This is a genomic window from Pseudogemmobacter sp. TB195 (assembly GCF_058313095.1).
The window spans coordinates 15,498-41,639 of record NZ_JBZEGG010000036.1 but is presented as its reverse complement, the minus strand read 5'-3'; the positions used below and the strand labels follow the sequence as shown (position 1 = coordinate 41,639).

The following is a 26,142-nucleotide window of genomic DNA, read 5'->3' as shown; positions in this document are numbered from 1 at the left end:
GATCACCATCGCAAATGCAATCCTGAAAACAGGAGAGGTATGGCGTCAACAGCTCAATCAATAGACACAATTGCTAGGCTGGGTGCTTTCCCGCAAACAGCCTATAGCGGAACAGCGGTCAGGTTAGTCGCAAATTCAATCTTAGAAATGCGCTTCGCGCTTTTCAGAACGGCGTCGCGTAACCGAATGACTTTCCGTTTCAATATTGACGGCTTTTATTTCATGCACGCGCATGGTGTCCAAATCAACCCTGAGTGTTGCTTCCCTCGGATCTATGTTCATCCAGCCATCCCAATCGATTGGTAAGGGTTCGAATATGCTGCGACGTTTGCGCTCAACCTCATCACCACCTTCTTGATCCTTCGCCGGCGGCACTTCTTCGGTGACCGAAAAATCAGGCTCCGGGCCGTCTTCATACATCGAATATGTTCTTGCGTTGAGTTCCGTCCCATGCAGGAACTCTATTTCCTCGCAGCGCGATGCCTTGTGGAATAGAACGGCATTGAGGCCGTTGCCGCCAACTTGAACGGATGGGAAAAGAATACCATCCAGAGGAACTTTGCCCTCGGTGGAGAGATAGTCTGCAATGGCTTGCGTGGGTAGGTATTCCATTTCCTGGTCATCCGGCAGAACTGGACGTGACATTCGGCGGCTGAGTGTTCGCAAGAACATCATGCGCCCGAGCCTATAGGCGTACTCAGGGTCAAAGATGCTGCCGCTTTCGCTGACATTGCCCAAAGCGGCAAGATCGAGCAACCTCAGCGGGCGGATGATCTCGAAGCGTGCCAATGCGACCCAGCTTCCAACCGGTGGCCGCACCTCCGCCAAAGCAACCTCCGGCGAAGTTGCTCCGTAAAACACGGATATGCCCTTGGCATTCATGCGCCCAGATGCTGCCGCCCAGGCAGGCGGTGCAGAGAGTTCAAGATCAGGGCGCATCATCGCTTTTTGGAGCAAGGCTTCTGACTGGAAGACGCGACCACGATAGAGGTGGGTCAAGTTGGTGTCTGGCCCAGCCAGCTCGATCAGAGAGCGGCCATCGCCTGTTTGCATGCCATCGATACGGTCAAACAACTCGCCCAAGTGCGCGGCAGCAGTGCGGCTGAAAAACCGCGCCTCGGTCTTCATCTGCTTTTCGAAGCTGTTCCATTCTTCATGCCAACGCTCGTCCCTTGGCATGATATCTTCATAATGGGCGTCATCAGAAAACTCGGATTCAACGCCCATCTGTGCATCTTCGATGTCGAAATGCCGATAGCTTAAAATGGATTGTATATCTTGCGCGATCTCTTCCGTGCTATCTATAGCGCCCATGATGGCATAGACGGTTCGCTCTCCATCACGATCCCATTCGTAATCAGTTTCCCGATCGCGAAGCATCGCATATTGATATGAATTGGGTTCTTCCGATGTGCGAGAATAATGTGTTGCGAACGCTCCTTCTACCCTGTCCGCCAAGTCTTCAAGCGTAATGCACCGATAATCCTTTTCGCCACATAACGAGCATTCACCTTCTTCGCCTTCTTTTTCGACGCAGTCGGAAAGATAGACCTCTCCAATGCAGCCAGCGCAAGCTCTCGTTGCTTCTAACTCATCACATTCATCTCTCGTTGTCATCTCTTGCTCTCCTGACACGTGGCTAGAATATCGCTTTGCATTCCCTGCACGCAATGTTGATGAAGGATCGATGCTTACAAGGCGATCTCTTGAACGGTGGCAAAGCGCTATTCGCGTCTATCAGTTTGAGTTCAGAAATGCTGAAAAGTCGAGGCTTGCTTGGGCGTCTCCCGGCGTGGCCGGGACCGGGCTCGGGTCCTTGCGGACGGGAGCCTGTGTGACAGTCTCCCCCCATACGGGCGAAGATCCCTGACGCGGGTCCTGTCCCGCCGGGGCAGGCAGGAAGGACTGTGAGGCCCGCGCGGGTTTTGCCGACCGAGGTAATCACCGAAGAGTCCAAGGCGGGCCGGGAGGGATTGTTCCCGGGCAGTTGAGAGAGAGCGCTGTCCGGGGTCGTCCCGCGTTCTGCTCTCCCGAGGATCACCCCGATGAACGACCTGTCCCCCGCGACCGCGGCGCAAGCGCCGGTCCCACCCTCTCCTGTTTTGTCCGCCCCCTGCATTCTCGCTGCGGCCGAGGCGCTTCTTCCGCATCTCGAACACGGCCGACGCATCGACAGCATGACGCTGCGCGATGCCATGGAGACCGCATTTGGCGCCTCAGACGCCTCCGGTCTCTGGGACTGGAAAGACGCCTACGAGGCCTGCGAAGTCACCACGATTCTGTTCCTGCGCAAATTCGGCCGCGCGCTGTTCCGTAAATCGGCAACGCCCGAGGCGCGTCTTGCGGCGCTGACGAAGATCGCGGGCCTGCTGCCGAGCCACACAAGGCGCTCCGAGGAGAGCCAGGCTATGCAGCAGTTCAGCACGCCTCTTCCGCTCGGGCTGGCGGCTGTCACCGCCGCGTCGATCTCGGATGCGGATGTGGTGCTCGAACCTTCGGCCGGCACCGGCCTGATAGCAATTCTCGCCGACATCGCCGGCGGCACTCTCGCGCTGAACGAACTGGCCGATACCCGTGCCGACCTGCTCTCTGTCCTCTTCCCGGCCCTGTCTGTCACCCGGTTCGACGCCGCGCAGATTCACGACCACCTTGACGCCGGGGTCGTGCCCTCAGTGGTGTTGATGAACCCGCCGTTCTCGGCGCTGGCCAATGTGGCCACCCGCGTGGCCGATGCCGCTTTCCGCCATATCGCTTCCGCTCTGGCGCGGCTCGCCCCTGGCGGGCGGTTGGTTACGATCACCGGTGCGGGGTTCGGCCCCGAAGCACCGGCCTGGCGCGATGCTTTCATCCGGCTGCAAGAGCAGGGCCGCGTGGTCTTCACCGCCGCAGTTGATGGCGCGGTCTACGCAAAGCACGGCACCACCTTCGACACGCGGCTGACGGTGATCGACAAGATACCGGCCGAGGATCCTTCCTCCCTCCCGGCCTCTTCGGGCATCGCGCCCAATGTCGCGACCCTGCTCGGCTGGATCACAGCCCAGGTGCCACCACGCTGCGAGGTCGATCTGCCTCGGCCACCGGCACCGACAGCACCGGCCGCCGCCCGCACGGTGCGTTCCTACCTTGCCCGCGCCACTGCGACGCAGCCCGCGCGGGTTGTGCCAAACGCCGTCAGTGCGGTTGAACTCGCCTATGACACGCTGGATTGGACACCGCCTGAAGCCACGCGGCTCTCGGACGCGATCTATGAAGAATATGCGCTGCAGGTGATCCGGATTCCCGGTGCGGCCCCGCACCCGACCAAACTGGTGCAATCCGCCGCCATGGCCTCGATCGCGCCACCCCGTCCCTCCTATCGGCCCCTTCTGCCCGCCGACATCTGCGCCCGCCTCTCCGACGCGCAGCTCGAGACGGTGATCTATGCGGGCGAGGCGCATAGCGACCAGCTCTCTGGCTCCTGGATGCTCGACGAGACCATGGACACGGTCAGCGCTGCCGCGGCGGATGCTGCCGGCGCTGTCCGGTTTCGGCGCGGCTTCATGCTTGGGGATGGCACAGGTGCGGGCAAGGGCCGGCAATCGGCGGGGATCATCCTCGACAACTGGCTGCGTGGGCGGCGCAAGGCACTCTGGATCTCCAAATCCGACAAGCTGATCGAGGATGCGCAGCGCGATTGGTCGGCCCTCGGGCAGGAGAAGCTGTTGATCACGCCGCTTTCCCGCTTTGCGCAAGGCAAGGCGATCACCCTGTCGGAAGGCATCCTCTTCACCACCTATGCCACGCTGCGCTCGGATGACCGCGGCGAAAAGGTCTCGCGTGTCCGCCAGATCGTGGACTGGCTGGGGGCGGATTTCGACGGGGTGATCATCTTCGATGAGAGCCACGCCATGCAGAACGCCGCCGGCGGCAAGGGCGAGCGCGGCGACGTGGCCGCCTCGCAGCAGGGCAGGGCGGGTCTGCGCCTGCAGCACGCGCTGCCCGATGCCCGTGTGGTCTATGTCTCTGCCACCGGGGCGACCACCGTGCACAATCTCGCCTATGCGCAGCGCCTCGGGCTCTGGGGCGGAGAAGACTTTCCCTTCGCGACCCGGGCCGAGTTTGTCGAGGCGATCGAAGCCGGCGGGGTGGCGGCGATGGAGGTCCTGGCGCGCGATCTGCGCTCGCTCGGCCTCTATACCGCACGGTCTTTGTCCTATGACGGGGTCGAATACGAGCTGATCGAGCACCAGCTCACCACGGAACAGCGCCGGATCTACGATTCCTATGCCGGGGCCTTCGCCGTCATCCACAACAACCTCGATGCGGCGATGGAGGCGGCCAATATCACAGGCTCCGATGGCACGCTGAACCGGCAGGCCAAATCCGCAGCGCGCTCGGCCTTCGAGAGCACCAAGCAACGCTTCTTCGGCCATCTGTTGACCTCGATGAAGACGCCGACCCTGCTGCGCTCGATCACCGAGGATCTGGCAGCGGGCCATGCGGCCGTCATCCAGATCGTCTCGACGGGCGAGGCGCTGATGGAACGGCGGCTGGCGGAGATCCCCACCGAGGAATGGAATGATCTGAACACGGATCTGTCTCCACGCGAATATGTCATGAGCTACCTGCAGCATTCCTTCCCGGTGCAGCTCTACGAGCCGTTCAGCGATGGCGAGGGCAATGTCAGCTCGCGGCCGGTGTTCCGGGACGGCCAGCCCGTCGAGAGCCGCGAGGCGGTCTCACGGCGCGATGCCATGATCGAACATCTGGCGGGCCTGCCGCCGGTGCCTGGGGCGCTCGATCAGATCATCCAGCGTTTTGGCACCGACACAGTGGCCGAGGTCACGGGCCGCTCGCGACGCATCGTCCGTAAAGGCGAAGGCCCGGCGGCGCGACTGGCGGTCGAGAACCGCGCACCCTCTGCCAATCTGGCGGAGACTCAGGCCTTCATGGATGACGGCAAGCGCATCCTCGTCTTCTCGGATGCGGGCGGCACTGGGCGCAGCTATCACGCCGAACTCTCGGCGCGGAACCAGCGCCTGCGCGTCCACTATCTGCTGGAGCCAGGCTGGAAAGCGGACACCGCCATTCAGGGTCTGGGGCGCACCAATCGCACGAACCAGGCGCAGCCACCCCTGTTCCGGCCGATTGCAACAGACGTGAAGGCGGAAAAGCGGTTCCTCAGCACCATCGCGCGCCGCCTCGATACGCTCGGGGCCATCACCCGAGGGCAGCGCCAGACCGGTGGGCAGGGGCTGTTCCGTCCTGAGGACAATCTGGAAAGCCCCTATGCCCGGGCGGCTTTGCGCCAGCTCTACCTCCTGCTGGTGCGCGGCAAGGTTGAAGGCTGCTCGCTGGAACGGTTTGAATCCGCCACCGGACTGAAGCTGATGGATTCGAACGGCATCAAGGACGAGCTGCCGCCGATCACCACTTTTCTCAACCGCCTGCTGGCGCTGACCATCGAGCTGCAGGGCATCCTCTTCACCGCCTTCGAGCAACTGCTGGAGGCCAAAGTCGAGGGCGCGATGGCGGCCGGGATCTATGATCTCGGTCTCGAGACGCTGAAGGCCGAAAGCTTCACCGTCACGGATCGGCAGGTGATCTACGCCCATCCCGGCACCGGGGCGGAGACCCGGCTTCTGACCATCACCGAGCGGCGGCGCAACACGCCCTTGCTACTCGATGCCGCGCTCGACGAGTTGGACGATCCGCGCGCCGTGCTTCTGATCAACAGCCGATCCGGTCGGGCAGCCGTGCAGGTGCCGACCACCTCGATCATGCTTGACGATGGCGAGATCGAACGCCGAGTGCGCTTGATCCGGCCAATGGAAGCCTTCAGCATGTCCGCCAGGATGATGAGTGACACGCTTTGGGTTGAGAGTGACAGAAAGACCTTTGCGGCCGCATGGCGGGCCGAGGTTGCCGATGTGCCGGAGTTCTCGGATGCCACGCTGCATGTGGTCTCGGGACTGCTGCTGCCGGTCTGGAAGCGCCTGCCGCAGGATGAGACCCGCGTTTACCGCCTGCAGACCGATGACGGCGAGCGGATCATCGGCCGCCGGGTCTCGCCAGCATGGGCCGCGAACGCCACCACGAGCGGGGTGCGCAGCCTGAACCCGGAGCAGGCCTATGCGGCATTGCTCGACGGACGGACCGTCCTTGATCTTGCCGAGGGTCTGCAACTGCGCCGCTCGCGGGTGATGGGCGCCAACCGGATCGAACTGACCGGCTTCTCGGAAGCGATGCGGGAGAGGCTGCGGGTCTGGAGTCTCTTCAGCGAGATCATCTCCTGGAAGCTGCGCTTCTTCGTGCCGGTCGGTGCGAATGGCGCCGAGATCCTCGGCAAGCTGCTGGCGGTCTATCCGATCAGCCGCATCACCGAGCGTGAGGCGGCGTAATGGCACGCATCGATGCCGCCGATCTGTCGCAGCGTCTCGGCCAACAGGCCGAGGCGGTGTGCCGGCACTATCTGTCGAATGGCCGCAAACAAGGCAATTACTGGCAGGTCGGCGATGTGCGCAACGAACCGGGGCGGTCGATGTTCGTCCGCCTCACCGGCCCGGCCTCTGGCAAGGGAGCGGCCGGTAAATGGGCCGACGGACAGAGCGGTGAGCATGGTGATCTGCTCGATGTGATCCGCGAAAGCCTTGGCCTCAGCGACTTCTCTGATGTCGCCGAGGAGGCCCGGCGGTTCCTCAGCCTGCCACAACTGGAACCGGCACCGGAGCCGAAGAGGCTCAGATCAGCACCGGCACCCTCTGGATCATCTGACGCTGCAGACCGGCTCTGGCGCATATCCCGGTCTATCCGGAGCACGCTGGCCGGCACCTATCTGCGCAAGCGTGGACTGACGGATCTGCGCGACACCGACAGTCTTCGCTTCCACCCCGACTGCTATTACCGTCCGGAAGGCGAGGGTCCGACCGAGACTTGGCCCGCGCTGATCGCCAGGATCACCGACCTCGACGGCAAGCTCACCGGCGTCCACCGCACCTGGCTCACCCGCGATGGCAGCGCGAAAGCGCCTCTTGATCCTCCGCGAAAGGCGATGGGAGACCTGCTCGGCAACGCGGTCCGGTTTGGCCACGCGCAAGATGTCATGGCGGCAGGGGAGGGCATCGAGACCGTGCTCTCGCTGCGTCAGATCTTGCCAAAGATGCCGATGGTCGCGGCTCTCTCCGCGGGACATCTCGCAGCCAACCTCTTCCCGGCAACTCTGCGCAGGCTCTACATCATCCGCGACAATGATCCCGCTGGCGACGGTGCGGGGGACAGCCTGATCGCCCGGGCCCACGAGGCCGGTATCGAACCCATCACGCTCTCGCCCATGTTGGGGGATTTCAACGACGATCTCCTGGGGCCGGGTCTGGGGGCACTTCGGGCGCAGGTCCGGGGGCAACTCGCCCCCGAGGACGTCAGCCGCTTCATGGCCCTTCGCTGATCCGCCGGGATCGGGGAGGGTGATCGGGCGGGCGCGCTGCTGCCCGGGCAGACAGGGGAAGCAACCCCCTTCGGCAAGAGGACCGCGCCGAGGCCTTCTCAGAGGGCGAGCGGCCCACAAACGCTCCGGCCCGGCAATGGCGGCGCCCGACTGATTTCCGTCGGCGGGGCAAGCCCCGCCTTTACATCGCGAAGCAAATCAGCCGGGCTTTGCCATCAGGGCCCGCGGGTGCGCGGGCTGCCCGGCCGGATCGCCCGTGGGCTTGTCGTCGCCAGAAGGCCGCGACGGTCGCGGTCCAAGCCGAAGGATGCATCCCATGTATGCCCAGGATCAATTCGAGCCCGATCACACCATTTCCCCGACCGGCCATATCATCGAAGACATGCAGCTCTATGGCTATCGTCCCACTGAGGGCGAGGCAGATCCCCGGCCCACCCCCGAAGACCAGGCCATCCAGACCGCGGTCTCCGACATCTTCGACGCCCTCATCTCCACCATGGCCGATACCAGCCTCGATTTCGACCTCGACGAAATCCTTTGGTCGACCGTCAACACTTTCCACCGCGCCGCAGAGCGGATCGAGCGCAAACTGGATGACAACGAGCAGGCGCAGAAACGCCTTCAGCGGGAACAGGATGGCAGCGAGGTCAAATCCGTCCAGCTCGAGAGCCTGATCGGCATCGGCGGAAATCTGATCGAGCGCCGCGAGAGCCTGGAACTCTTCCGCGAAACCGCCGCTGACATCTTCCTGCGCGTGACCGGCACACACTGGGCCCCGCGTTCGGGATCACGCACCAACCATCGCCATCTGACAGCCGCGATGATCGACAGCCGCGACTTCCTCGCCGCCAAGAAGATCGCGGAGACCGAGATGCTGGTGCCGCCGGGGCCGAAGGTGGCCTTCTCGGGCGGCGATACCACCGATCACCGCACGATCTGGGATCGTCTCGACCAGATCCACGCCAAGCATCCGGACATGGTCTTGATGCATGGTGGCAGCCCGAAGGGCGCCGAGCGCATCGCCGCCACCTGGGCCAGCAACCGCAAGGTGCCACAGGTTGCATTCAAGCCGGATTGGACCAAACATGCCAAGGCCGCGCCCTTCAAGCGCAATGACCAGATGCTCGACTGCCTGCCGATCGGCGTCATCATCTTCCCCGGCACCGGCATCCAGGAGAACCTCGCCGACAAGGCCCGCAAGATGGGCATCCCGGTTTACCGCATGGCGAAAGGTGGCGCGTGAAGCGCCACCCCAACCTGTCCACAATCTCAACACGGTGCGCCAGATTTTTGAAAATTCCGCCGGAAACAGCGGCGACCGTGAACCGGGTCTGTGGAAACCATCAACCTTGTCCGAGGTCGCGCTATACCCGTTAGGCTGCGAGTATTTCGCATCCATTTCGCTATCGAAAGATCAACTGCTGCTCTACTCCCGCGAGCAGCCTCCATGCGCCGACAGTCAGATCCTCGGGCAAGTGTAATTGCCCCAATCTTTCGCGATGTAGCGCCTCAACATGGTTCCCGCAGGCTGCAAACATGCGGCGCACCTGATGGTATCGTCCCTCGGTAATCGTCAGATATGCTTCGGTCGGTGAGACGACCTTCAGCACTGCGGGGTCCAGCGGTTTCGTCTCACCCTTCAGCATCAGGGTACCAGAGGCGAACAGCTCCACCTCATCCCCATTCAGGGGGCGGGAAAGGGTCGCGCGATAGGTCTTGCTGACCTTCCGTTTCGGGCTTGTGACGCGGTGCAGGAACTCGCCGTCGTCGGTCAGCAGCAACAGGCCAGATGTTTCCTTGTCGAGCCTGCCGACCGTCGAAATCGCCGGATCCCGCCGCCGCCAGCGGGTCGGGAGCAGATCGTAAACCAGTGGCCCGGCATCGCTGTGCGAGCAAGTCACCCCGGTGGGCTTGTTCAGGAGGATCACCAGTCCCGCAACAGGATCAAGCGGCACGCCGTCCACGGTCATGCGAGCGGGCAGATCTGCCGAGACCATGATCCGCTGCGTCACATCATTGACGTTCTCGCCGTCCAGTACAATGCAGTCCGCACGCGCCAGCCCGCCGATCTCGCGGCGCGATCCATAGCCCATCGAGGAAAGCAACTTGTCGATACGGGCGTTTACCGCTTTCGACATGAGGTAGCCCTCCGATCTGGTTGGATGGTGGGTGGGATGCGGTTCGTCATGCCGTCCCCTCAACCAATGGCTTCAGGCTTATGCCCTTCTCACGCAGGGCGGCGTCGATCCGGCTGAATACCTCGTTGCGGCAGGCCATCTCGCGGTCATGCTGGGGAACCCAGTATTTCACGCGATAGGTGATGCCCTGAGGCGCGAACATCGCCACCTGTACTTCAGGCGATTTGCCGGTGGCGATGGTCTCCGCGCCGACAAGCGCTTCCGTTATCAGTGTCCGTGCCTCTGCGACTGGAAGCGTGGCCGGGAGTGTCAGTTCGGCATGGTCGCGATACTCCGGCCGAGGGGCGCTGTAGTTTGTGATCCTCTGGCGGGAAATCTGGCTGTTGGGCAGGATCACATGGGTGCTGTCGCGGGTAATCAGCCTTGTGCTGCGCCAGCCGATCTCCTGAACCCGCCCCTGCGCCAGCCCATCGATCGCAACCCAGTCGCCGATGCGGAACGGTGCCTCGAGCCCAAGCGCGAGGCCCGAGAATGTGTCGGCGACCACATTGCGAATGGCAAATCCCAGCACCGCCAGCAGAAGGCCGGAGCCGGTCAGGATCCCCGACAGATCCTGGCGGAAGAACAGCGACAGGCTGGCCAGCGTGGCGGCGGCAAAGAGGGCGAGGCGAAGCAGGTCCAGCGCGACTTTCGGCACGGGGCGTCGGCCCTTCCGTCGTCGTGTCAGGCGCGCGGACGAAATGGCATGCAGAAGATGCGCGCCAAGGAACAATACGCCCGAAAGCGCGGTGTTGCGCAACGGCTCCCACCATGCCGCGCCACCCTCGACCATGGCAGGCAGGGCTTCGCCGAAAAGCGCGAACAACAGCAGTGCCAGCAATGCTCCGATCTGATGTTTAGGGATGTCGGGCCAGATCATTCGCCGTCTCGGTGCATCGGCCGCCTGCGCATCTCTGGTTTGGGGCGCGTTCGCGTCTGATCCAGAGGCATGCGCGAAAACGGATTCAGGCAGATCGGGCAGCGGTGTGCTGCGGCGCGTGGGACTTCCTCGCCGCAGGCATGGCACTGGGCGGGCAAGAGATTGCGATACATGGGACTATCCTTTTGGCGGGACATTGAAACAGGGCATCCTCCCCGGTCCCTGTCGCCCGCCGAAAGGCAGGGGCTAACAGGGCCGGGGCGGAACATGCGCCTGTTCGGCGCGCAGGATCGTTGGCATGGGACGTGACCTGTTCATGGAGAAACCTTCATCAGGCGGCACCGCGTGGCAGAGCCTGAGTGTGATATGGATCTTTATAAAAATATTTCAATAGGTTGGCTTCTGTCGTGTCCGCGACGTTCGGCCTTCTGCCGGAGAGGCTTTTCGGGGCGGAAAGATCGAGAGCCAGCAACAACAGCGGCTTTCTCCGGCCGCGTTGCCTGTTTCACCGTGATCGGTTTGTCGTAAAAGACGGCAGGATGATTTTTCTCGACAGGGGGCTCAGCATGACGATTGCACTTTGGCATAGCGATGAAGACCTTGATCGCCTCGATGCGATGCTTTCGGCACTGCCCGAAGACAACGATCCGATGATCCTTGCCGAATTCGATGGCTTTTGTGCGGGTCTCATCACCTGTCCGGAAATGATTTCGCCCTCTGTCTGGCTTGCCAAGGTCTGGGGGACTGGCGGCCCGCCGGAGTTCGACAGCGCCGAAGAGCTTCAGGCGGCTCTCGATCTCATCATGGCGCATTACAACCGCGTCGCCGGAATGCTGATGATCCCGGGGGAGTATTTCCCTGTCCTCGACGAGGATCAGCGCAACGGGGACATCATCTGGGAGTTCTGGCTGATGGGTTTCGTTGCGGCGATGCGACTGCGGCCAGACGCCTGGGATCTGATCGAGGACAGCAAGGACCGGCGGGCGAAGAAGGCGCTGGATCTCGTCGACAAACTCTCGCGCATCTCGACCGGGTTCGCCGAAGGGAAAGGCTGGAAACCCACGAAACTGTCGCGCGAGGCCCATGCTCTGATCCCCGATATGGTCGAGGATCTGAACGCATTCGCCAAGGCGCATACGGCGAAATCCATGCCCGGTCTGCCGCTGGCCGCCAATATGGCTGCAGCGCCCTCAGCGGCACCGAAGCCCGGTCGCAATGATGCGTGCAGCTGCGGCTCCGGGCGCAAGTACAAGAAATGCTGCGGCGCTGTTCACTGATCTCAGCCTTGCGGGAACAGGATCGCATCAACGTCCATCGCGCCGTTCAGGACATGAAGCACTGTCACCTTATCCCCGCGGATCTGGTAGAAAATCAGGTAGCGCCCGTGCACGCGGCGCCGGATGCCTTGTGTCTTATATCGTGGGATGACCGGCCAGGCCTCGGGTAACTCGGCGAGTTCCATGCAGCTTCGGCCGAGCTCGCGCACGAAGCTGATAGCGCGTGCGGGATTGTCGCGTGCGATGTAGTCGCCGATGGCTTCCAGATCCGCTTCGGCCTCAGCGGTGATCTCGACGATCATTTCGCGGGTGTGCCCATCGCTTGATACTTGGCCTCAAGCCGCGCGAAGACGTCACCGGCCGGGTTGATCCGCCCGGCTTCGGCATCAGCGAGCCCTTTGGCCAAGGCCTGATCCAGCACGGCAAGGCGGGCTTCGCGTTCCTGGATCAGGCGGATGCCTTCGCGCAGAACCTCGCTCTTGGAATTGTAGCGGCCGGTTTCGACCAGCTTTGCCACGAAGCTCTCCAGCTGTGTTCCCAGATCGGCACTGATCATCATGGCCTCCGCTATTGCTGGTTTCACAATGCCACGCTTGATAACTGTTATCAATCCTTGCGGCGTTCATGGCGCGGCCTTCCTGCCTCTCGCCGGGATCGGTGTTGGATTTCCCCGTCGTCATGAGCTCACAGGGATCAGTCTTTCCCTCTTCCGGCCACTTTGTTCGCGGGGTTGGCAGATCGGTTGCATGCTGTGATCGCGCATCAGGCCCTGTCCCTCTTCCCGGTCGAGCATTTGGGCGGCAGGTGCCGATCAGGTGGCCCGCCCAGTATCCGGTCTGATGCGGTGCGGTGCCCGTGGCTGCAGGTCAGGGGGAAGGGCGCGCACTGACATGTTCGTGGTCTGGGTGATCATCTCCGGTGGTTGCCTGTCGGATCTTCCTGCCGGTTCCTTCAGGATAGCGGCTGTCTCCTGTCTCTCTGGGGGTGACGGGACCGCTCGCCTGCGTCCTCTGTGATGGGCTGATCTGGCCGAAAACCAGCGCGGAAGCCGCGCTTCGTCGTCTCGGCGCAACAGCGTCGTTGAACTTTCTTCCCCTGCCGGCGGTGCCGTCATTCCTCGCGGAAGACAAGAAAGCCCTGCCTGTGCTGTCGAGGTCCCGGAGGGACTGCGCCGGCCGTCGTCCCCGGCCTGTCGATCGCCATCGAGGCCGCAATGGAGCGGGCCCGAACACGAGAGAATGGAGACAGACAATGGCGACCATCGGCACCTTCAAGAAGACCGGCAACGAATACACCGGCGAAATCGTCACCCTGAGCGTGCAGGCCAAGGGCGTGCGCATCGTCCCCGACCTGCGGGCCACGGGCGAGAACGCCCCCTCGCACCGGATCCTGGTGGGCCGCGCGGAGATCGGCGCCGCCTGGTCGAAGCGCTCGACCGAGGGCCGGGACTATCTGGGCCTGAAGCTGGACGATCCGAGCTTTGCGCACCCGATCTACGCCAACCTCTTCGATGACGAGGACGGTGAGGGCTCGAGCCTGATCTGGTCACGCCCGAACAGCCGCCGGGGGGAGTAATCCCCCCAACCAGGGCCCCGGTCGAAAGGCCGGGGCTTTTGGTCTTGCCAGGGTGACAGGCAGATCAGAGCAGATCTTCTGTCAGGAACCTGCGCTCGGCTTTGCCGAACCAGGCCGTCTGCGTCTCGCCTGTGTTCCATTCGTAGACCAGGCCAATGACCCTGCCATCGTCCTTGTGGCGCAGCCGGGCGATTGGCCGGGCCTCGATACGGTTGGTGCGGCATGAGCCGCCACGATGGTCACAGGTCTGCACGTTCATGATACTCGTCTCGACTGTCCTAGAACTTCGCTGGCTGGCGATCTGAACCCTTTACGCAAGGTCGCTTCACGGTTGATTTGCGCGCGCTTTCATCACAACCTGACACAACGCTGGGGGAGCGGCCATGCCGTTACCCTTTTTGGTATCGCTGTTTGTGAACTGCACATTTTCTCGTGCGGGAGGGGTAATGGTTTGGACTGTTGTTCCGGAAATGGCCCATTTGGATGCCCGGCTGCGGGCAATCGCCCCGATGGGCTATTCGCTCGTCATCCACGTTCGAAGTCTGACGCCCGAATATTATGTCTCCACCTATCCGGAGCGTTGGGTCGAGGTTTATACCGAGCGGCAATATGCGATGTTTGATCCGGTCAATCTCTGGGCGAGGACGCATTCAGGTCGCATCAGATGGAGTGAAGTGCCGGTCGAAAAGCTCTCGCCTGCTGGAACTCTGATCATGGATCGGGCGCGCGAGTATGGCCTCAATTATGGTTGCGGCGTCTCCCGCAGCCGCATTGAGGAATATGGCACGCTCAGCTGTCTTTTCTGCGCCCGGGAGGACCGGGAACTGACAGACGGCGAGTTGGAGGAGGTTGAGGGCATCTTCAATCAGCTGCTTGCCGCCGTCGAGGCGGCCAGGCCGCTTTCTGACATAGAGCGCGCCCTGCTTTCTGATCTTGCGAATGGTTTACCCTACAAAGAAATCGCGCATCGGCAGGGCGTCAGCACCGAGACCATCAAGAAGCGCCTGGAGCGGATAAGGGATCTGCTCGGGGCGCGGAACTCGGTGCAAGCAGTGGCAATCGCTACCAAGCGCGGTCTGATCCTGAACCAGCCAGCGTCAGGGCCTGAATAGTCCGATCCAGTGCGGGTCAACTGACGTCGTCGGAGTCGTCGCTGAACGATGCGAGCAGGGCATCGATTTCCGCCCAGACCAGCGGCTCCAGCTGACCCCGCACCAATGACCAGCGGCTGTCGACCCCGAGCGGATCCTGATCGGCAAGCAGCCGATCAAATATGGCGGCGGGCACGGCGACGCTGGTCCTGACGGTCCAGCTTGCCTGACTTGCCCGCCTGTCGCTGGAGGGGAGGACATATGTCGCCGAGACGTCCCACCTCTTTACGGCTTTCCTGAGGGCAGCACGGATCACCTGTCGGGGGGCAATACCACATGCAACCAGCCTTTGCTCCTGGCGCTTCAACGCGTTCACGCGCACGTCGATCTGTATCGAGGCTTTGGCGTCATCGCGCACCTCATGACGTTCAGATGCGGCGTTGGCGCTCAGCGGCGCCGGAGCACGGGGCTCGGCGACTCTGGCTGGTTCGTTGCTGGCAACTGCAGGCACCGGGTTTGTCGTGCTCTGCTGGGGCAGACTGAACGCATAGGCCTGATCCGGCCGTGTCACGAGGGGGATGCGTTTGCGGACCATGTCACTCTCAGCCGCTCATGATGGCGTTCAAGATGTCGGTCGCTTCTTCCAGCGCCTCGACGAGCGGGCGGGCATGAGGCTTCATCAGCGGGTTGGGATCATTCTGCCGCGCAATCGCAATGGCGTGAAGAAGGCCAAGCCGATCCATCTCCTTGAAGGCGTTGCGGTGCATCATAACTGCCTCGATGACCGGGAAACAGTTGACTGCCCGTGCGATCAGTTCCGCATCGGCCTTGGTCGGTTTCGCGGGCACCATGTTCAGAACCACATGATGCCGGGGCAGGGCGCTCGGGTCGTCCACACGGGTGCGAAGATGCGCAAACCAGTCTGCGGTCTGGATGCCGACTTTGAAGTCGGTGGTCGAGAGCATCACCGGGGTTACGATGTGATCGGCCAGCACCGCGACGCTGTCCGACCAATCCGCTCCGACACCAGCGGTGTCGATGAAGATCAGATCGGCCAGATCCTCGGCATAGACCCGGTCGATCTCCTGCTCGATGGCGGCAATGCTGAGCGCCCTGGTGCGGGTCAGCAGGGGTGAACTGTACCCGGCACCCTCGGCTCGTTCATACCAGGCACCGAGCGCATCGGTCCCGTCCGTGTCCATGAGGGTGACGCGCCGGCCGGCGGCGATCGCGGCGCTGATCAGGGCGCGGCTCAACGTGGTTTTGCCCGACCCGCCTTTGCGGGCCATCGCGGCGATTACGCGCAAGGAGTCATTCGGCATGGCACACCCGCAATAGTGGTTACTCGTAAACATAAGAGCTTTCTTGTCGTAGGGCGCTGACCGGGATGCGTCAAGCGGGACGCAAGGCGCAGATCGCAGGAAGCGGCAAGCATTATGCGGCTTCCAGAGGACGTGGCGCAGGCAACGTGATGCAGATCCCATTCCCCTTCCGGCACTTCCCAATCCGCAGGATGCAGGACGCAAAGAGCGCGATGCAGGTGCCAGAAGACATGCTCCAGAGCGCAGATAACGGGAGGCATTTCGCATGGGACGGGATGCAAATCGCAAGGCGCGTGATGCATTCCGCAGACAACGGGAAACCGCCCCTTTGGGCCGGTTTTTCATAATGAGTACAAGCCCGTAGGCCCGACTCCGCTTGTGCTGGGAGTCGGCGGGCTTGTACGATCTTGGCAAGAAATAGGAGCGTTAACTTCAAAATGTCCCCGGCCCGCCGACTGACCGAAGAGGAGCGTCTGAGGATCGCCAAAGAGCGGTCTGAAGGCGTGCCCGCGGCCGATCTGGCACAACAGTTCGGGGTCAGCCTGAAGGCGGTCTACAACGCTGTGAACCATGCTCACGGACGGCGCGCCTCGAACGGCAGTCGGTCTCAGGTGGTCGGATTGAGGCTCAGCGCGGCCGAGCTGCGCCGGTTTGATGCGGCGCTCTCGGCACGTGGCATCGGGCATCGTTCTGATGCTCTGCGCTGCATGATACTGGCCGCCAGCGACCTGCTCGCGCCCGATGTGCACATGACGGAGGAACTGCGCGGTCTTGGCGCGGCGATGAACCGGGTCGGCAACAACATCAACCAGATCGCCCGCCGCCTTAACGAGGGGCGTGTCCGTGGCGAGCATGCGGTCCTGACCGGGTCGGAGAAGGCCGAGATCCGGGCTCTGGCCGGGCTGGTCTTCACCATCGCGGATCAGGTCCAGGAGATGAGCCGCAACCGGCGGGTGTCCCTCAAGCTGGAAGTGGACAATGCGCTCGCGCCCCTGATCCGGGAGGCACGCGATGGCGCGGGCTGATGCCGTGAGGGCGGTCAATCCGGCGCTTTTTGGTCGCGGCTGGAGCAAGGTTTCTGGCTCGGCCTCCGGGGGCTTTGGCAAGCGAGCGCAGATGATCCGGGCGGCGCGCGGCCATTCGCCGGCGATCTTCAAGGCGATCCGGCAAGGCGGTTGCCACACCGGGGCGCAGCTGCGCGCCCAGCTGTCCTACCTCACCACCAAATCGAGCTTCATCCTCGATTCCCGTGGCACCCATGACGGCAGGAAGCTGCTCTCGCCGGGTGAGATCGAGCGCGTGGCGCGGCGCTTCGAGAACCAGTGGAACGAGCGGCATGCACCAAAGCTCGGCCATACCGCGCATCTCCTGATGGCTTTCCCCATCGGCACGCGCTCCTCTGAGGCGCAGGAGATCACGCGCGAGATCTGCGAGCGCTTCTTCGAGGGGGAGGGGGCGCAGTTCGACTATATCGCGGCGATCCACGAGGATCGCGCCCATCCCCATGCCCATATCGTGCTGAATCGCCGCAGCAAGGATGGCGAGATGTTCTTCCTCGGAAAGGATCATCACTTCAACTACGACGCCTTCCGCGAAGCCATGGTCGAGGCGGCCGAGCGCCACGGGCTGCGGCTCGAGGCCACGCGTAGGCTGGACCGGGGTGTGCTGACCCGCGCCGCCAGCGATGTTGAGATCCGCAAAGCCATGGAAGAGGGCAGGGCGCCGGTGGAACGCCAGCGCACCGGGGCCGACTTTGACCACGCCATTGCCGAGGTGGCGCGCAATGCCGCCATCTATCGGGGCCTCGCCGCCGAGGCCTCGCGTTCGAACTTCCACGATGTTGCGGAAGCCCTGTCCCGGGCCGGGGATGTGCTTGCCCGGGGTGATCGTATCCAGTCAGACGGAGTGTTGTATATGAGTGATGAAGTTCATGATTTTGACCAACTGATCGATCGGTTCTCGCAGAACATCCGCCAGATCGAAGGGCTGATCGAACGCGCTCCTGCGTCCGAGCGCCCGGTGATCGAGCGCAAATTGACCGATGTGCTGCGCGAGGTCTCGCATCTGCAGCCCTTGGGCGACCGCTCCGACACATTGCATGAACCCGCGTCCCGAGATGGGATCTATGCTGCGCCGAACCTGGTCGAGGCCCACAGGGAACAGCTCGAAGATCCAGGTCTTAAAGCCCGTGTCACCGAAGCGGTGCAGGGGACCGGGATTGACAGCGGTGCGGTGCTTTCTCGCATGCGTGAGGGTGCGGGCAATGCGGCACTGGAGCAGCAATGGCTGGCGCAAGACCTGCGGGCCATCGCGAAGGAAGAGCAGCTTGATCTGCGCAACACTGAACAGCGCGATCAGGCGATGGACAGGCTCGAGACCATTCATGGCAAGCTGGGGGATGTGCTGACCGAGGCCCGTGTCCTGCGGGTCGTGGGGGATGTGGAGGGGGATGGGCCGGAAAGGGAAGAGGGGGCACGGCAGTCGGAGGCCTCCGGTCACCGCGTTTCCACTGACAACGAAACCCTGCGCAGTGAGCCGGACATCTTCAGCCCCACTGAGCGTCAGGAATTCCGGGCGCTGGTCAAACAGTTCCAGCGGACGGATTTCAGCTACCCCTATTCCGATGACCCGCGGGCGCGGCGTGATGGCGAGAAGCAGGTGGCCGAGGCGAAGGAAGCCTTCGACCGCTTTGCCGAGCGCTCGCCCCACCATGCCGAAATTGCGACCATGGCCTGGGAAAAGGCCACCGATGTCATTCAGCCTCCGGCGACTGGTGTTCGGGCTGCCCATCGGACCCTCCATGCTGGCGACATGGATCTTGCACAGCGTGATCCGTCGATCCGCCTCGGCCCGATCACCGAAGAAGTTCGCGAGATGGCGCGCTTGCGGGCCGAGACACCCCAGGAGCAGATCCGCGATGCTGTCAGCCAGGAAATCAACCAGCTCCATGCTGCAGGCGCATCCCGCGACCGCATCATCGAGAGGCTGGCCGAAGTTGAGGACGACACCCGGCAGGCCTATGCCGAACGCCGCAACCTTGATCTGACGGCGCCCCAACTGGCCTCCGCCTTGCGGCAGGCGGCCGACGGCAAGGTCGATCTGGCCTCGGATCCGGCGCGCCAGCGCTTTGTCGAGCAGGTCAATGATCGCCTGACCCCAGCCGAAATCGACGATCTGCACCGCGGCGATGCGAAGGTGCTGGAGCGGATCACCCCCGATGCGCTCGAACAGCTGCAGCTGGCGCGAGCCTATCTCGAGGCCAGGGAGGTGCATGCCAATGATCCGGCAATGGACCGGGTGCTCGAGCGTATTGTCGAAGAGCGTCACGGCGAGGATCTGAGGCATTCCCTCTCCCATGGCGAGAAGGGGATTACCCATGGATAAGGGACGCATGCTTTTTGGCGCCGTGGTTCTGACCCTGCTCGGGCTTGCCATCGGCTATGTGCTGGCGACGATCTACTTTGCCGTCCAATACGGATACTCGACGCGCAGCTTTGATCTCACTCTGCTGGCGCGAAACTGGTTGGGGTTAAGAACCTCGGCTCCCCAGGATTTCCTCTGGGTGAACGGCATCATCCTTGGGACGGGTCTCGCGGCCCTTCTGCTGACGGCAACCATGCTCGGCGATGCGCTGACCCGCTTCGGCACCACCCATTGGCAGAGCCGGGCCGAGATGAAACGGAACGGCTTTTTCGCCGGGACGGGGGCAGGGTTCCTGCTCGGCAAGATGGGGTCTCCGAAGTCGAAGAAGCCTTTCATCGTCTCGCGCACCTTTCCGCATGCCCTGGTCGTGGCCCCGACAGGCCGGGGCAAGGGTGTTGGCTTCGTAATCCCGAACCTCCTGACCTATCGTGGCTCGGCCGTGGTGCTCGACGTCAAGGGCGAGAACTTCCGCGAAACCTCGCGTTTCAGGGCTTCCACTGGTGACAAAGTGTTCCGCTTCGCGCCCACCGATTGGGAGCGGCCAACGCATCGCTACAACCCGCTGGCCCGGATCGCTGCCCTGAAGAATCCCGATCGCCAGCAGATGGAGCTGAAGCTGACCGCCAAGCTGTTCCTGCAGACCGACAACGAAAAGCTCAGTGGTCTTCTCGCCGGCGGGATCGATCTTTTTGTGGCTGCGGGGCTGCTGGCCTTCGAGCGCGGGAACCCGACCATCGGCGAGATCTATCGCATCACGGCGTCGGGCGGAAACAAGCAGCTGGAGTTCCTGAAGCGGGCAGAGGAGGTGAAGAACCCATCGGCCAAGCTGATCTTCGAGCGCATGGCCTCGACCAACAACGACACGTTGACCTCTTACCTCTCACTCCTGATGACCTCCGGTCTTGATACCTGGGACAACCGGGCGATTGACGCCGCCACAGCGACCTCGGATTTTTCGTTCCGAGACATCCGCCGGCAGCCGCATGCGATTTATCTGGTGGTGGAATCTGAGATGGTTGGGCCGCTGGCGCCGCTGATCCGGCTGTTCTTCTCTGATCTGATTGCCTCGTTGCAGGCCGCGGAGCCCGGGAAGGATGAGCCTTGGCCGGTGATGATCATGCTCGATGAGTTCGACCGGCTCGGGAAGATGCCTATCGTGGCCGAGAGCATCAAGACGCTGCGCTCCTATGGCGGCAACCTGGCCATCGTCACCCAGACCATTCCCGCGCTGGACGAGATCTATGGCGAAAATACCCGTCGTTCCTTGCAGGGGGGGGCGGGCGTGAAGCTTTATCTTACTCCATCCGACCAGAAGACCATCGAAGAGCTGAGCCAGGCGGTCGGCAAGACCACCAAGCGTGTGGTCACCCGATCACGTTCAGTGGGGCGCAATCCTTTCGAGGGTCGGAGCGTGACCGAGCGAACGGAGGAAACACCGCTCCTCAACGAGGATGAGGCGCGGCGGCTGGATCTGGACGAGGTGATCCTGGTGGTCGATGCTCAGATGCCGATCCGCGCGCGGCGCATCAAATACTATGAGGATCCGTCCCTGAAGGTGATCCATGCCGCTCAAGCGGGCGATCATCCCTACCCGGATGCCGAGAAGCGGCAATACGATGCACGGTTGAATGAGGCCGAGGCGGCAGTTGCGAAACTGGCGCAGCAGTTGCAGGCGGTACAGCAGGGAGCGGCACGAGGGCAGGGACGGGACACCCCGCCAGACCCGAAGCCGGTCCTGCGAGCGCCAGCCCGGCGTGGAGCCTTGGCTCTCGCGCCAGAGCCGATCAGTTTGGACCTTTCCGCGCTAGGACAGACTGAAGAAGGCCGCCTTGCGGTTCAGAAAGCCGTTGTAACGACCGCAGAGATCATCGCTGGACATGGAGACCTGGGAGCCGGTGACTAAACCTGAGCGGGTTCAGGGCATACCATTACTGACGGGGCCGAAGCGTCAGCAGTTTCAGTCCATAGCCGCCTGTCGTCCCCGCCCGATGCTGCGTGGCCGCATTTCCTAAAGCAGACGGTCGACGCGTGGCGCAGAAAATCGCCAGTCGGAGCGTCGGCGTTGCGGGACAGAGCTGTCGTTTGCATCCGCTGGACCTCAAAAGCCTGCCGAACTGACCTCCCACCTTACCCCACCGTACAGCGCCCACCTCCAGTGTTGACATTGTCGACCCCGACACTATTATCTGTCATTGCCTTATGACCGGTGCTCCCTGACTTGGCCTTAGTCGCCTCGTTACAGCCCGGTCTTCTAATTTCTGGACATCACTGCATCAACATTGAAGTACCTTAAGCAGCACAAGTCGATCAGTGAATGCATCGACATCATGTTGATGCGAGGTATGGAAATACCCGACCGGGGCCATGCCGAGCGCTCCCTGCACCGCATCGGGTACTACCGGCTCAGCGCATTTGGGTATCCGTACCGTGACTTTTGCCCGATCCCGACGCCTGAAGGCGAGGTTGAGCAGAAGATTCGATGCGATAAGTTCAAAGAGGGTACGACGTTAGATCATGCGATCAGCTTTTACCTCTTCGATAAAGCACTCCGCATAGAGCTCCTCGATGCGATCGAACGCATCGAGATCGCAGTCAGAACCGCGATGATTGAGGTCCTTGGGGAGTTGGGCCCACATGCCCATCGCGACAGGCGCTCATATAAAGACCGTTTCAGCGAAGAAGATGCTGAAGGTAATACGCCGCTCGGCCTATTTATCAATGGCCTAGATCAGCACTTCAGGAGCTCAAAAGAAGACTTCGCGAAGCATTTCAGGTTGAAATACTTCGGCCCGCCGCCGATCTGGATCGAAGCAGGGACATGGACCTGGGGCAATCTAACCCACATCATCGCTCACCTATCCGACAAAAATAAAATGGCAATTGCGGCACATGTCCACCCGGACCTCCCCATGAAGACTTTTGCGTCATGGATCACAGCGCTCAACGACGTCCGGAACAGCTGCGCACATCACGCCCGGACGTGGAACAAGCCCTTGGTTAACAGCCCGGGTGTCCCACCAAAAACGATATTTGGACAGTTGGACCACCTCCGCCAGCCCAGGATGGGGGACGATGCGCCGACGAAAAAGGTCTACAGCGCGATGGTCATCATGATCTTCATGCTGCGACAGTATTACCCGCGCACTGAGTGGCACGTCCGTCTGCGCGACATGATCTTGACCCAGGACCTCCCTTACGAGATCCGCCCCCACACCGCGGGTTTCCCGCAGGGCTGGGAGCACGAGGCCATATGGAACTGATCCTCGGCCTTCACTCATTCGCAATCGCTGCTCGATGTTATGAAAGGCCGGTTCGGGCTCCGAAGAACACGCATGCTAAGACACAGTAGTCGGTCTGTTTGGCGCCCGCAGCCGCCCAAGTGCCCACTGCAGCCGAGCGCGGCCCTTACCAGCCGGTCGACCTCGACAAATGTGCTCTGCCGCATGCTCCGAAGCTGCCCTTCGTCTTGCGCCGCAGCAATCACCTGGCCAAGATGGTAGCGATGCGGGACAAAGCTGCCGCTTGCAGGTGCGGCAGACCAAGACGCACTTCGAGGTCTAAATAATCCGCCGGGCGGATAGCCGACTGACGGGTGCGCGGCATTGCACCTGCAGCAAACCCGGGATAGCGGCCATCTGTGCTCGGCGCGGCGATTACGATGCCCCGCGTCCCGTCACGGGCGGAAAGCGGCCAGCCAGGTGCCAGCCACTATTTAGTCGTCCAGGTAGGAATCAGTCCCAGGCCACGGTCGCCTGGCTGTCACAAAACCTTCGCTTGCGTCGAATCGATATATCCATATTTCATGAAGTATGGATATTGATAGCGCCTCAGCCATCTTCTCGACCCTCGGCCACCCAGGACGGCTCTCCGTCTACCGCTTGATCATGCGGCACATGCCTCAGGCTGTCCGGCCGACCGAGATCTCCCAAGCACTTGGCCTGAAGCAGAACACCCTGTCCCATTATCTTGCGGATCTGGAGGGCGTTGGCCTGATCGTCTCGACCAGAGAGGGGCGGTCGATTCTCTACAGCATCGCGCTGCCCCATGCGCGCAACCTCGTCGATTTTCTGGCGCGCGACTGCTGCCGCGGGCGCCCCGATCTGTGCGACCTCATCATAACAAGAGCTGATCCTGAAATGACCCAGCGTCCCTACAACGTGCTCTTCATCTGCTCGGGCAACTCCGCCCGTTCAATCTTTGCCGAGGCGATCCTGAACGGGATCGAGGGCGGTCGGTTCCGGGCTTTCTCGGCGGGAACCCGTCCTGGCACCAGTCTGAACCCCTTCGCGGTCGAGCTACTCGAACGAAATGGCTATGACATTTCACCGCTCCGCTCGAAGCACATCTCGGAGTTTGAAGCCGCTGGTGCGCCGCACATGGATTTCGTCTTCACCGTCTGCGATGCGGCGGCAGACGAGGAATGTGCGCCCTGGCCGGGCCAGCCGATCACCGCACATTGGGGACTTCCGGATCCGGTCAAGGCAACCGGGAATGACGCTGAGAAGGCCCTGGCATTTGCCGAGGCTTTCAGCACGCTGAACAAGCGGATCACGAACTTCGCGGCACTTTCCCTTGAAAACCTAGACAGCATCGCGCGCCAGGAAGCGGTCGACGAGATCGGCCGAACCCACCTCTGAGGACGACAAAATGCCCCGCATTGCACTGAACGGCCTTGGCCGAATGGGTAAGCTTGCCCTGCGCGACCTGATCGAGACCGGCGCCGAAGGCGATCTGGTGCTGATCAACGATGCTGTGGGCGACCCGGCTCAGCATGCGCTCCTGCTCGAGTTTGACAGCGTCCATGGCCGGTGGGCAACACCGGTAGGGCACGATAAGGACGGCCTCACCCTGAAGGGTCGGCACGTCCGCCTCACCTCTGCCAAGCGCATCGAAGATCTGCCTTTGGCAGAATTGGGCATTGATCTGGTGATCGACTGCACCGGCGTCTTCAAGACGGCCGAAAAGATCGCGCCCTATTTCGCGGTCGGGGTCAAAAAGGTTGTGGTCTCCGCTCCGGTCAAATCGGACGAGGCGGTGAATCTGGTCTACGGCGTGAACCATGACCAATATGATCCTGCCGAGCACGCGATCATCACCGCGGCCAGCTGCACCACGAACTGCCTTGCGCCGGTGGTGAAGGTCATCCACGAGAACATCGGTATCCGCCATGGATCGATCACCACGATCCATGACGTGACCAACACCCAGACCATCGTCGACCGGCCCGCCAAGGACATGCGTCGAGCCCGTTCCGCCCTGATGAACCTGATACCGACGACAACGGGCTCGGCCACCGCCATCACCATGATCTATCCGGATTTGAAGGGGCGGCTGAACGGCCATGCGGTCCGCGTGCCGCTGCTGAACGCCTCGCTGACCGATTGCGTGTTCGAGGTCGAGCGGCCGACAACGGCGGAGGAAGTGAACGCGCTGTTCGCCGCCGCGGCGGAGGGCGAGTTGAAGGGGATCCTCGGGTATGAAACCCGTCCCCTTGTTTCGACCGACTACCTGAACGACCCCCGCTCCTCCATCATCGATGCCCCGTCGACGATGGTGGTGAACGGGACCCAGGTGAAGATCTACGCCTGGTATGACAACGAATGGGGCTATGCCTGCCGCCTGGCGGATGTCGCCCGCATGGTCGCGCGGTCACTTTGATGGCAGAGAGCGCGGTCTCCAATCCGCTTCGGGCCTATGCGGCGGTCACCGCCGCCTACTGGGCCTTCATGCTGTCTGACGGCGCGCTGCGGATGCTGGTGCTGTTGCATTTCAACAGCCTCGGGTTCTCGCCCATCCAGTTGGCCTATCTGTTCCTGCTCTATGAGCTGGCCGGGATCATCACCAACCTCTGCGTCGGCTGGATCGCCGCCCGGTTCGGCCTGGCTGCAACGCTCTATGGCGGGCTCGCCCTTCAGATCGCGGCCTTGGCCGCGCTGACCCAGCTCGATCCGTCCTGGGGCGTTGCCGCATCGGTGGCCTTCGTCATGGCTGTCCAGGGCGCGAGTGGCGTCGCGAAGGACCTGGCCAAGATGTCCTCGAAGTCGGCGGTCAAGCTGCTCGCGCCATCCGGTGAAGGCGGGCTCTTCCGCTGGGTCGCCATTCTCACCGGCTCGAAGAATGCGGTGAAGGGCGCCGGGTTCTTCCTCGGCGCGGCGCTCCTTGGCCTTGCCGGCTTCGCGGTGGCCATCTGGTCCATGGCGGCCGTCCTGGCGGTGATCCTGATCGCCACGGCCATTTTCCTGCCGAAGGGCCTGCCAGTCGGTAAGAAAGGCACGAAATTCAGCAGCGTGTGGTCGCGCGATCCGCTGATCAACCGCCTCAGCCTGGCGCGGATGTTCCTGTTCGGGGCCCGCGATGTCTGGTTCGTGGTCGGCATCCCGATCTACTTCCAGGCCGTGCTGTCCGATGGCACCGCGGAGGGGCGGCGCGAGGCCTTCTTCCTGATCGGGGGCTTCATGGCACTGTGGATCATCGCCTATGGCGCGGTCCAGGGCTTCGCCCCGAAGATCGTCAGGTCCGCGACCGACCCGAAACGCGCCGCGATCCGGTGGGCCGGGCTGCTGGTGCCGATCCCCTTTGCCCTGGCGGCGCTCGCCTTCCTCTCGCCGGCTCCGGCGATCTGGCTGACGGCCTCGATCGTCACCGGACTGCTGATCTTCGGCTTCGTTTTCGCCGTCAACAGCGCGGTCCATTCCTACCTGATCCTCGCTTTCTCGAAGAATGAGCGGGTCACCATGGATGTGGGCTTCTACTACATGGCCAATGCGGCGGGCCGTCTTCTCGGAACGCTGCTTTCTGGCCTGAGCTACCAGTTCGGCGGCCTGCCGCTCTGCCTCGCGACCTCGGGCGTGATGGCACTGGCCAGCTGGCTCGCCATCCAACGATTGAAGCCGGACGCGACACCCGGCCTCGAAACCACCTCTTCCGCCAAATCTGCCTAGGAGAAAGCGCCGCACACCGCCCCTTCGGGCGCG

The 26,142-nt window shown here is 62.4% G+C and carries 21 protein-coding genes; 13 read left to right on the top strand and 8 right to left on the bottom strand.

Features of this window, described 5'->3' with window-relative positions; translation table 11 throughout:
* Positions 1-141: 141 nt before the first annotated feature.
* Positions 142-1,617 (bottom strand): RES family NAD+ phosphorylase, encoded by a 1,476-nt coding sequence (locus AC4FS3_RS26030; RefSeq protein ID WP_491022924.1) that lies wholly within the window; start codon positions 1,615-1,617, stop codon positions 142-144.
* Positions 1,618-2,045: 428 nt separating this feature from the next.
* Between AC4FS3_RS26030 and AC4FS3_RS26025 the strand changes: the two genes are divergently transcribed.
* The 3 genes from AC4FS3_RS26025 (at position 2,046) to AC4FS3_RS26015 (ending at position 8,666) form a co-directional block, all read left to right on the top strand.
* On the top strand, positions 2,046-6,380 hold the full coding sequence (locus AC4FS3_RS26025; RefSeq protein ID WP_491022923.1) for a strawberry notch-like NTP hydrolase domain-containing protein: 4,335 nt from the start codon (positions 2,046-2,048) through the stop codon (positions 6,378-6,380).
* Positions 6,380-7,423, top strand: coding sequence for a DUF7146 domain-containing protein (locus tag AC4FS3_RS26020; protein ID WP_491022922.1), 1,044 nt, complete (start codon positions 6,380-6,382; stop codon positions 7,421-7,423). The genes AC4FS3_RS26025 and AC4FS3_RS26020 overlap by 1 nt, the downstream gene beginning before the upstream one ends.
* A gap of 316 nt (positions 7,424-7,739) precedes the next feature.
* Positions 7,740-8,666: a DUF2493 domain-containing protein gene (locus tag AC4FS3_RS26015; protein ID WP_491022921.1), complete on the top strand. Its 927-nt coding sequence runs from the start codon at positions 7,740-7,742 to the stop codon at positions 8,664-8,666.
* 160 nt (positions 8,667-8,826) lie between these two features.
* On the opposite strand, the gene AC4FS3_RS26010 is transcribed toward AC4FS3_RS26015, so the two are convergent.
* Together AC4FS3_RS26010 and AC4FS3_RS26005 are read right to left on the bottom strand one after the other, a co-directional pair.
* Positions 8,827-9,561 (bottom strand): 16S rRNA pseudouridine(516) synthase, encoded by a 735-nt coding sequence (locus AC4FS3_RS26010; protein ID WP_491022920.1) that lies wholly within the window; start codon positions 9,559-9,561, stop codon positions 8,827-8,829.
* A gap of 46 nt (positions 9,562-9,607) precedes the next feature.
* Positions 9,608-10,480: a mechanosensitive ion channel family protein gene (locus AC4FS3_RS26005; protein WP_491022919.1), complete on the bottom strand. Its 873-nt coding sequence runs from the start codon at positions 10,478-10,480 to the stop codon at positions 9,608-9,610.
* Positions 10,481-11,046: 566 nt separating this feature from the next.
* Here AC4FS3_RS26005 and AC4FS3_RS26000 point away from each other — a divergent pair.
* Entirely contained in the window at positions 11,047-11,757 is a 711-nt protein-coding gene (locus AC4FS3_RS26000) for a YecA/YgfB family protein (RefSeq protein WP_491022918.1), read from the top strand.
* Between the two features lie 2 nt (positions 11,758-11,759).
* Here the strand turns inward: AC4FS3_RS26000 and AC4FS3_RS25995 are convergent, their stop codons facing one another.
* Together AC4FS3_RS25995 and AC4FS3_RS25990 are read right to left on the bottom strand one after the other, a co-directional pair.
* Positions 11,760-12,059: a type II toxin-antitoxin system RelE/ParE family toxin gene (locus AC4FS3_RS25995; RefSeq protein ID WP_491022917.1), complete on the bottom strand. Its 300-nt coding sequence runs from the start codon at positions 12,057-12,059 to the stop codon at positions 11,760-11,762.
* The gene (locus AC4FS3_RS25990; RefSeq protein ID WP_491022916.1) at positions 12,056-12,313 is read right to left on the bottom strand and encodes a type II toxin-antitoxin system ParD family antitoxin; all 258 of its coding nucleotides are present in this window, start codon (positions 12,311-12,313) and stop codon (positions 12,056-12,058) included. The genes AC4FS3_RS25995 and AC4FS3_RS25990 overlap by 4 nt, the downstream gene beginning before the upstream one ends.
* 695 nt (positions 12,314-13,008) lie before the next feature.
* On the opposite strand from AC4FS3_RS25990, the gene AC4FS3_RS25985 reads away from it, so the two are divergent.
* Positions 13,009-13,332, top strand: a complete 324-nt coding sequence (locus tag AC4FS3_RS25985; RefSeq protein ID WP_088233866.1) for a DUF736 domain-containing protein — start codon at positions 13,009-13,011, stop codon at positions 13,330-13,332.
* 64 nt (positions 13,333-13,396) lie between these two features.
* On the opposite strand, the gene AC4FS3_RS25980 is transcribed toward AC4FS3_RS25985, so the two are convergent.
* A complete protein-coding gene (locus AC4FS3_RS25980; protein ID WP_491022915.1) occupies positions 13,397-13,591 on the bottom strand; it encodes a hypothetical protein in 195 nt (64 codons plus the stop codon).
* Between the two features lie 124 nt (positions 13,592-13,715).
* On the opposite strand from AC4FS3_RS25980, the gene AC4FS3_RS25975 reads away from it, so the two are divergent.
* On the top strand, positions 13,716-14,444 hold the full coding sequence (locus AC4FS3_RS25975; RefSeq protein ID WP_491022914.1) for a helix-turn-helix transcriptional regulator: 729 nt from the start codon (positions 13,716-13,718) through the stop codon (positions 14,442-14,444).
* A gap of 16 nt (positions 14,445-14,460) precedes the next feature.
* On the opposite strand, the gene AC4FS3_RS25970 is transcribed toward AC4FS3_RS25975, so the two are convergent.
* Together AC4FS3_RS25970 and AC4FS3_RS25965 are read right to left on the bottom strand one after the other, a co-directional pair.
* The gene (locus tag AC4FS3_RS25970) at positions 14,461-15,018 is read right to left on the bottom strand and encodes a hypothetical protein (RefSeq protein ID WP_491022913.1); all 558 of its coding nucleotides are present in this window, start codon (positions 15,016-15,018) and stop codon (positions 14,461-14,463) included.
* A gap of 7 nt (positions 15,019-15,025) precedes the next feature.
* Entirely contained in the window at positions 15,026-15,745 is a 720-nt protein-coding gene (locus AC4FS3_RS25965; protein ID WP_491022912.1) for a nucleotide-binding protein, read from the bottom strand.
* 437 nt (positions 15,746-16,182) lie between these two features.
* On the opposite strand from AC4FS3_RS25965, the gene mobC reads away from it, so the two are divergent.
* The 7 genes from mobC to arsJ all read left to right on the top strand — a co-directional run bounded on the left by mobC (position 16,183) and on the right by arsJ (position 26,109).
* Positions 16,183-16,770 (top strand): plasmid mobilization relaxosome protein MobC, encoded by a 588-nt coding sequence (gene mobC / locus AC4FS3_RS25960; RefSeq protein ID WP_491022911.1) that lies wholly within the window; start codon positions 16,183-16,185, stop codon positions 16,768-16,770.
* A complete protein-coding gene (locus tag AC4FS3_RS25955) occupies positions 16,757-19,129 on the top strand; it encodes a relaxase/mobilization nuclease domain-containing protein (RefSeq protein ID WP_491022910.1) in 2,373 nt (790 codons plus the stop codon). The genes mobC and AC4FS3_RS25955 overlap by 14 nt, the downstream gene beginning before the upstream one ends.
* Complete coding sequence (locus tag AC4FS3_RS25950) at positions 19,122-21,071, top strand: type IV secretory system conjugative DNA transfer family protein (protein WP_491022909.1); 1,950 nt, start codon at positions 19,122-19,124, stop codon at positions 21,069-21,071. The genes AC4FS3_RS25955 and AC4FS3_RS25950 overlap by 8 nt, the downstream gene beginning before the upstream one ends.
* Positions 21,072-21,510: 439 nt before the next feature.
* Positions 21,511-22,428 carry an Abi family protein gene (locus AC4FS3_RS25945; protein WP_198838482.1) on the top strand — a complete coding sequence of 306 codons (918 nt, stop codon included), beginning with the start codon at positions 21,511-21,513 and terminating at the stop codon, positions 22,426-22,428.
* Between the two features lie 549 nt (positions 22,429-22,977).
* Entirely contained in the window at positions 22,978-23,805 is an 828-nt protein-coding gene (locus AC4FS3_RS25940; RefSeq protein ID WP_035714850.1) for an arsenate reductase/protein-tyrosine-phosphatase family protein, read from the top strand.
* A gap of 10 nt (positions 23,806-23,815) precedes the next feature.
* On the top strand, positions 23,816-24,826 hold the full coding sequence (locus AC4FS3_RS25935; protein ID WP_491022908.1) for an ArsJ-associated glyceraldehyde-3-phosphate dehydrogenase: 1,011 nt from the start codon (positions 23,816-23,818) through the stop codon (positions 24,824-24,826).
* Positions 24,826-26,109 carry an organoarsenical effux MFS transporter ArsJ gene (gene arsJ, locus AC4FS3_RS25930; protein ID WP_491022907.1) on the top strand — a complete coding sequence of 428 codons (1,284 nt, stop codon included), beginning with the start codon at positions 24,826-24,828 and terminating at the stop codon, positions 26,107-26,109. The genes AC4FS3_RS25935 and arsJ overlap by 1 nt, the downstream gene beginning before the upstream one ends.
* Positions 26,110-26,142 lie beyond the last annotated feature (33 nt).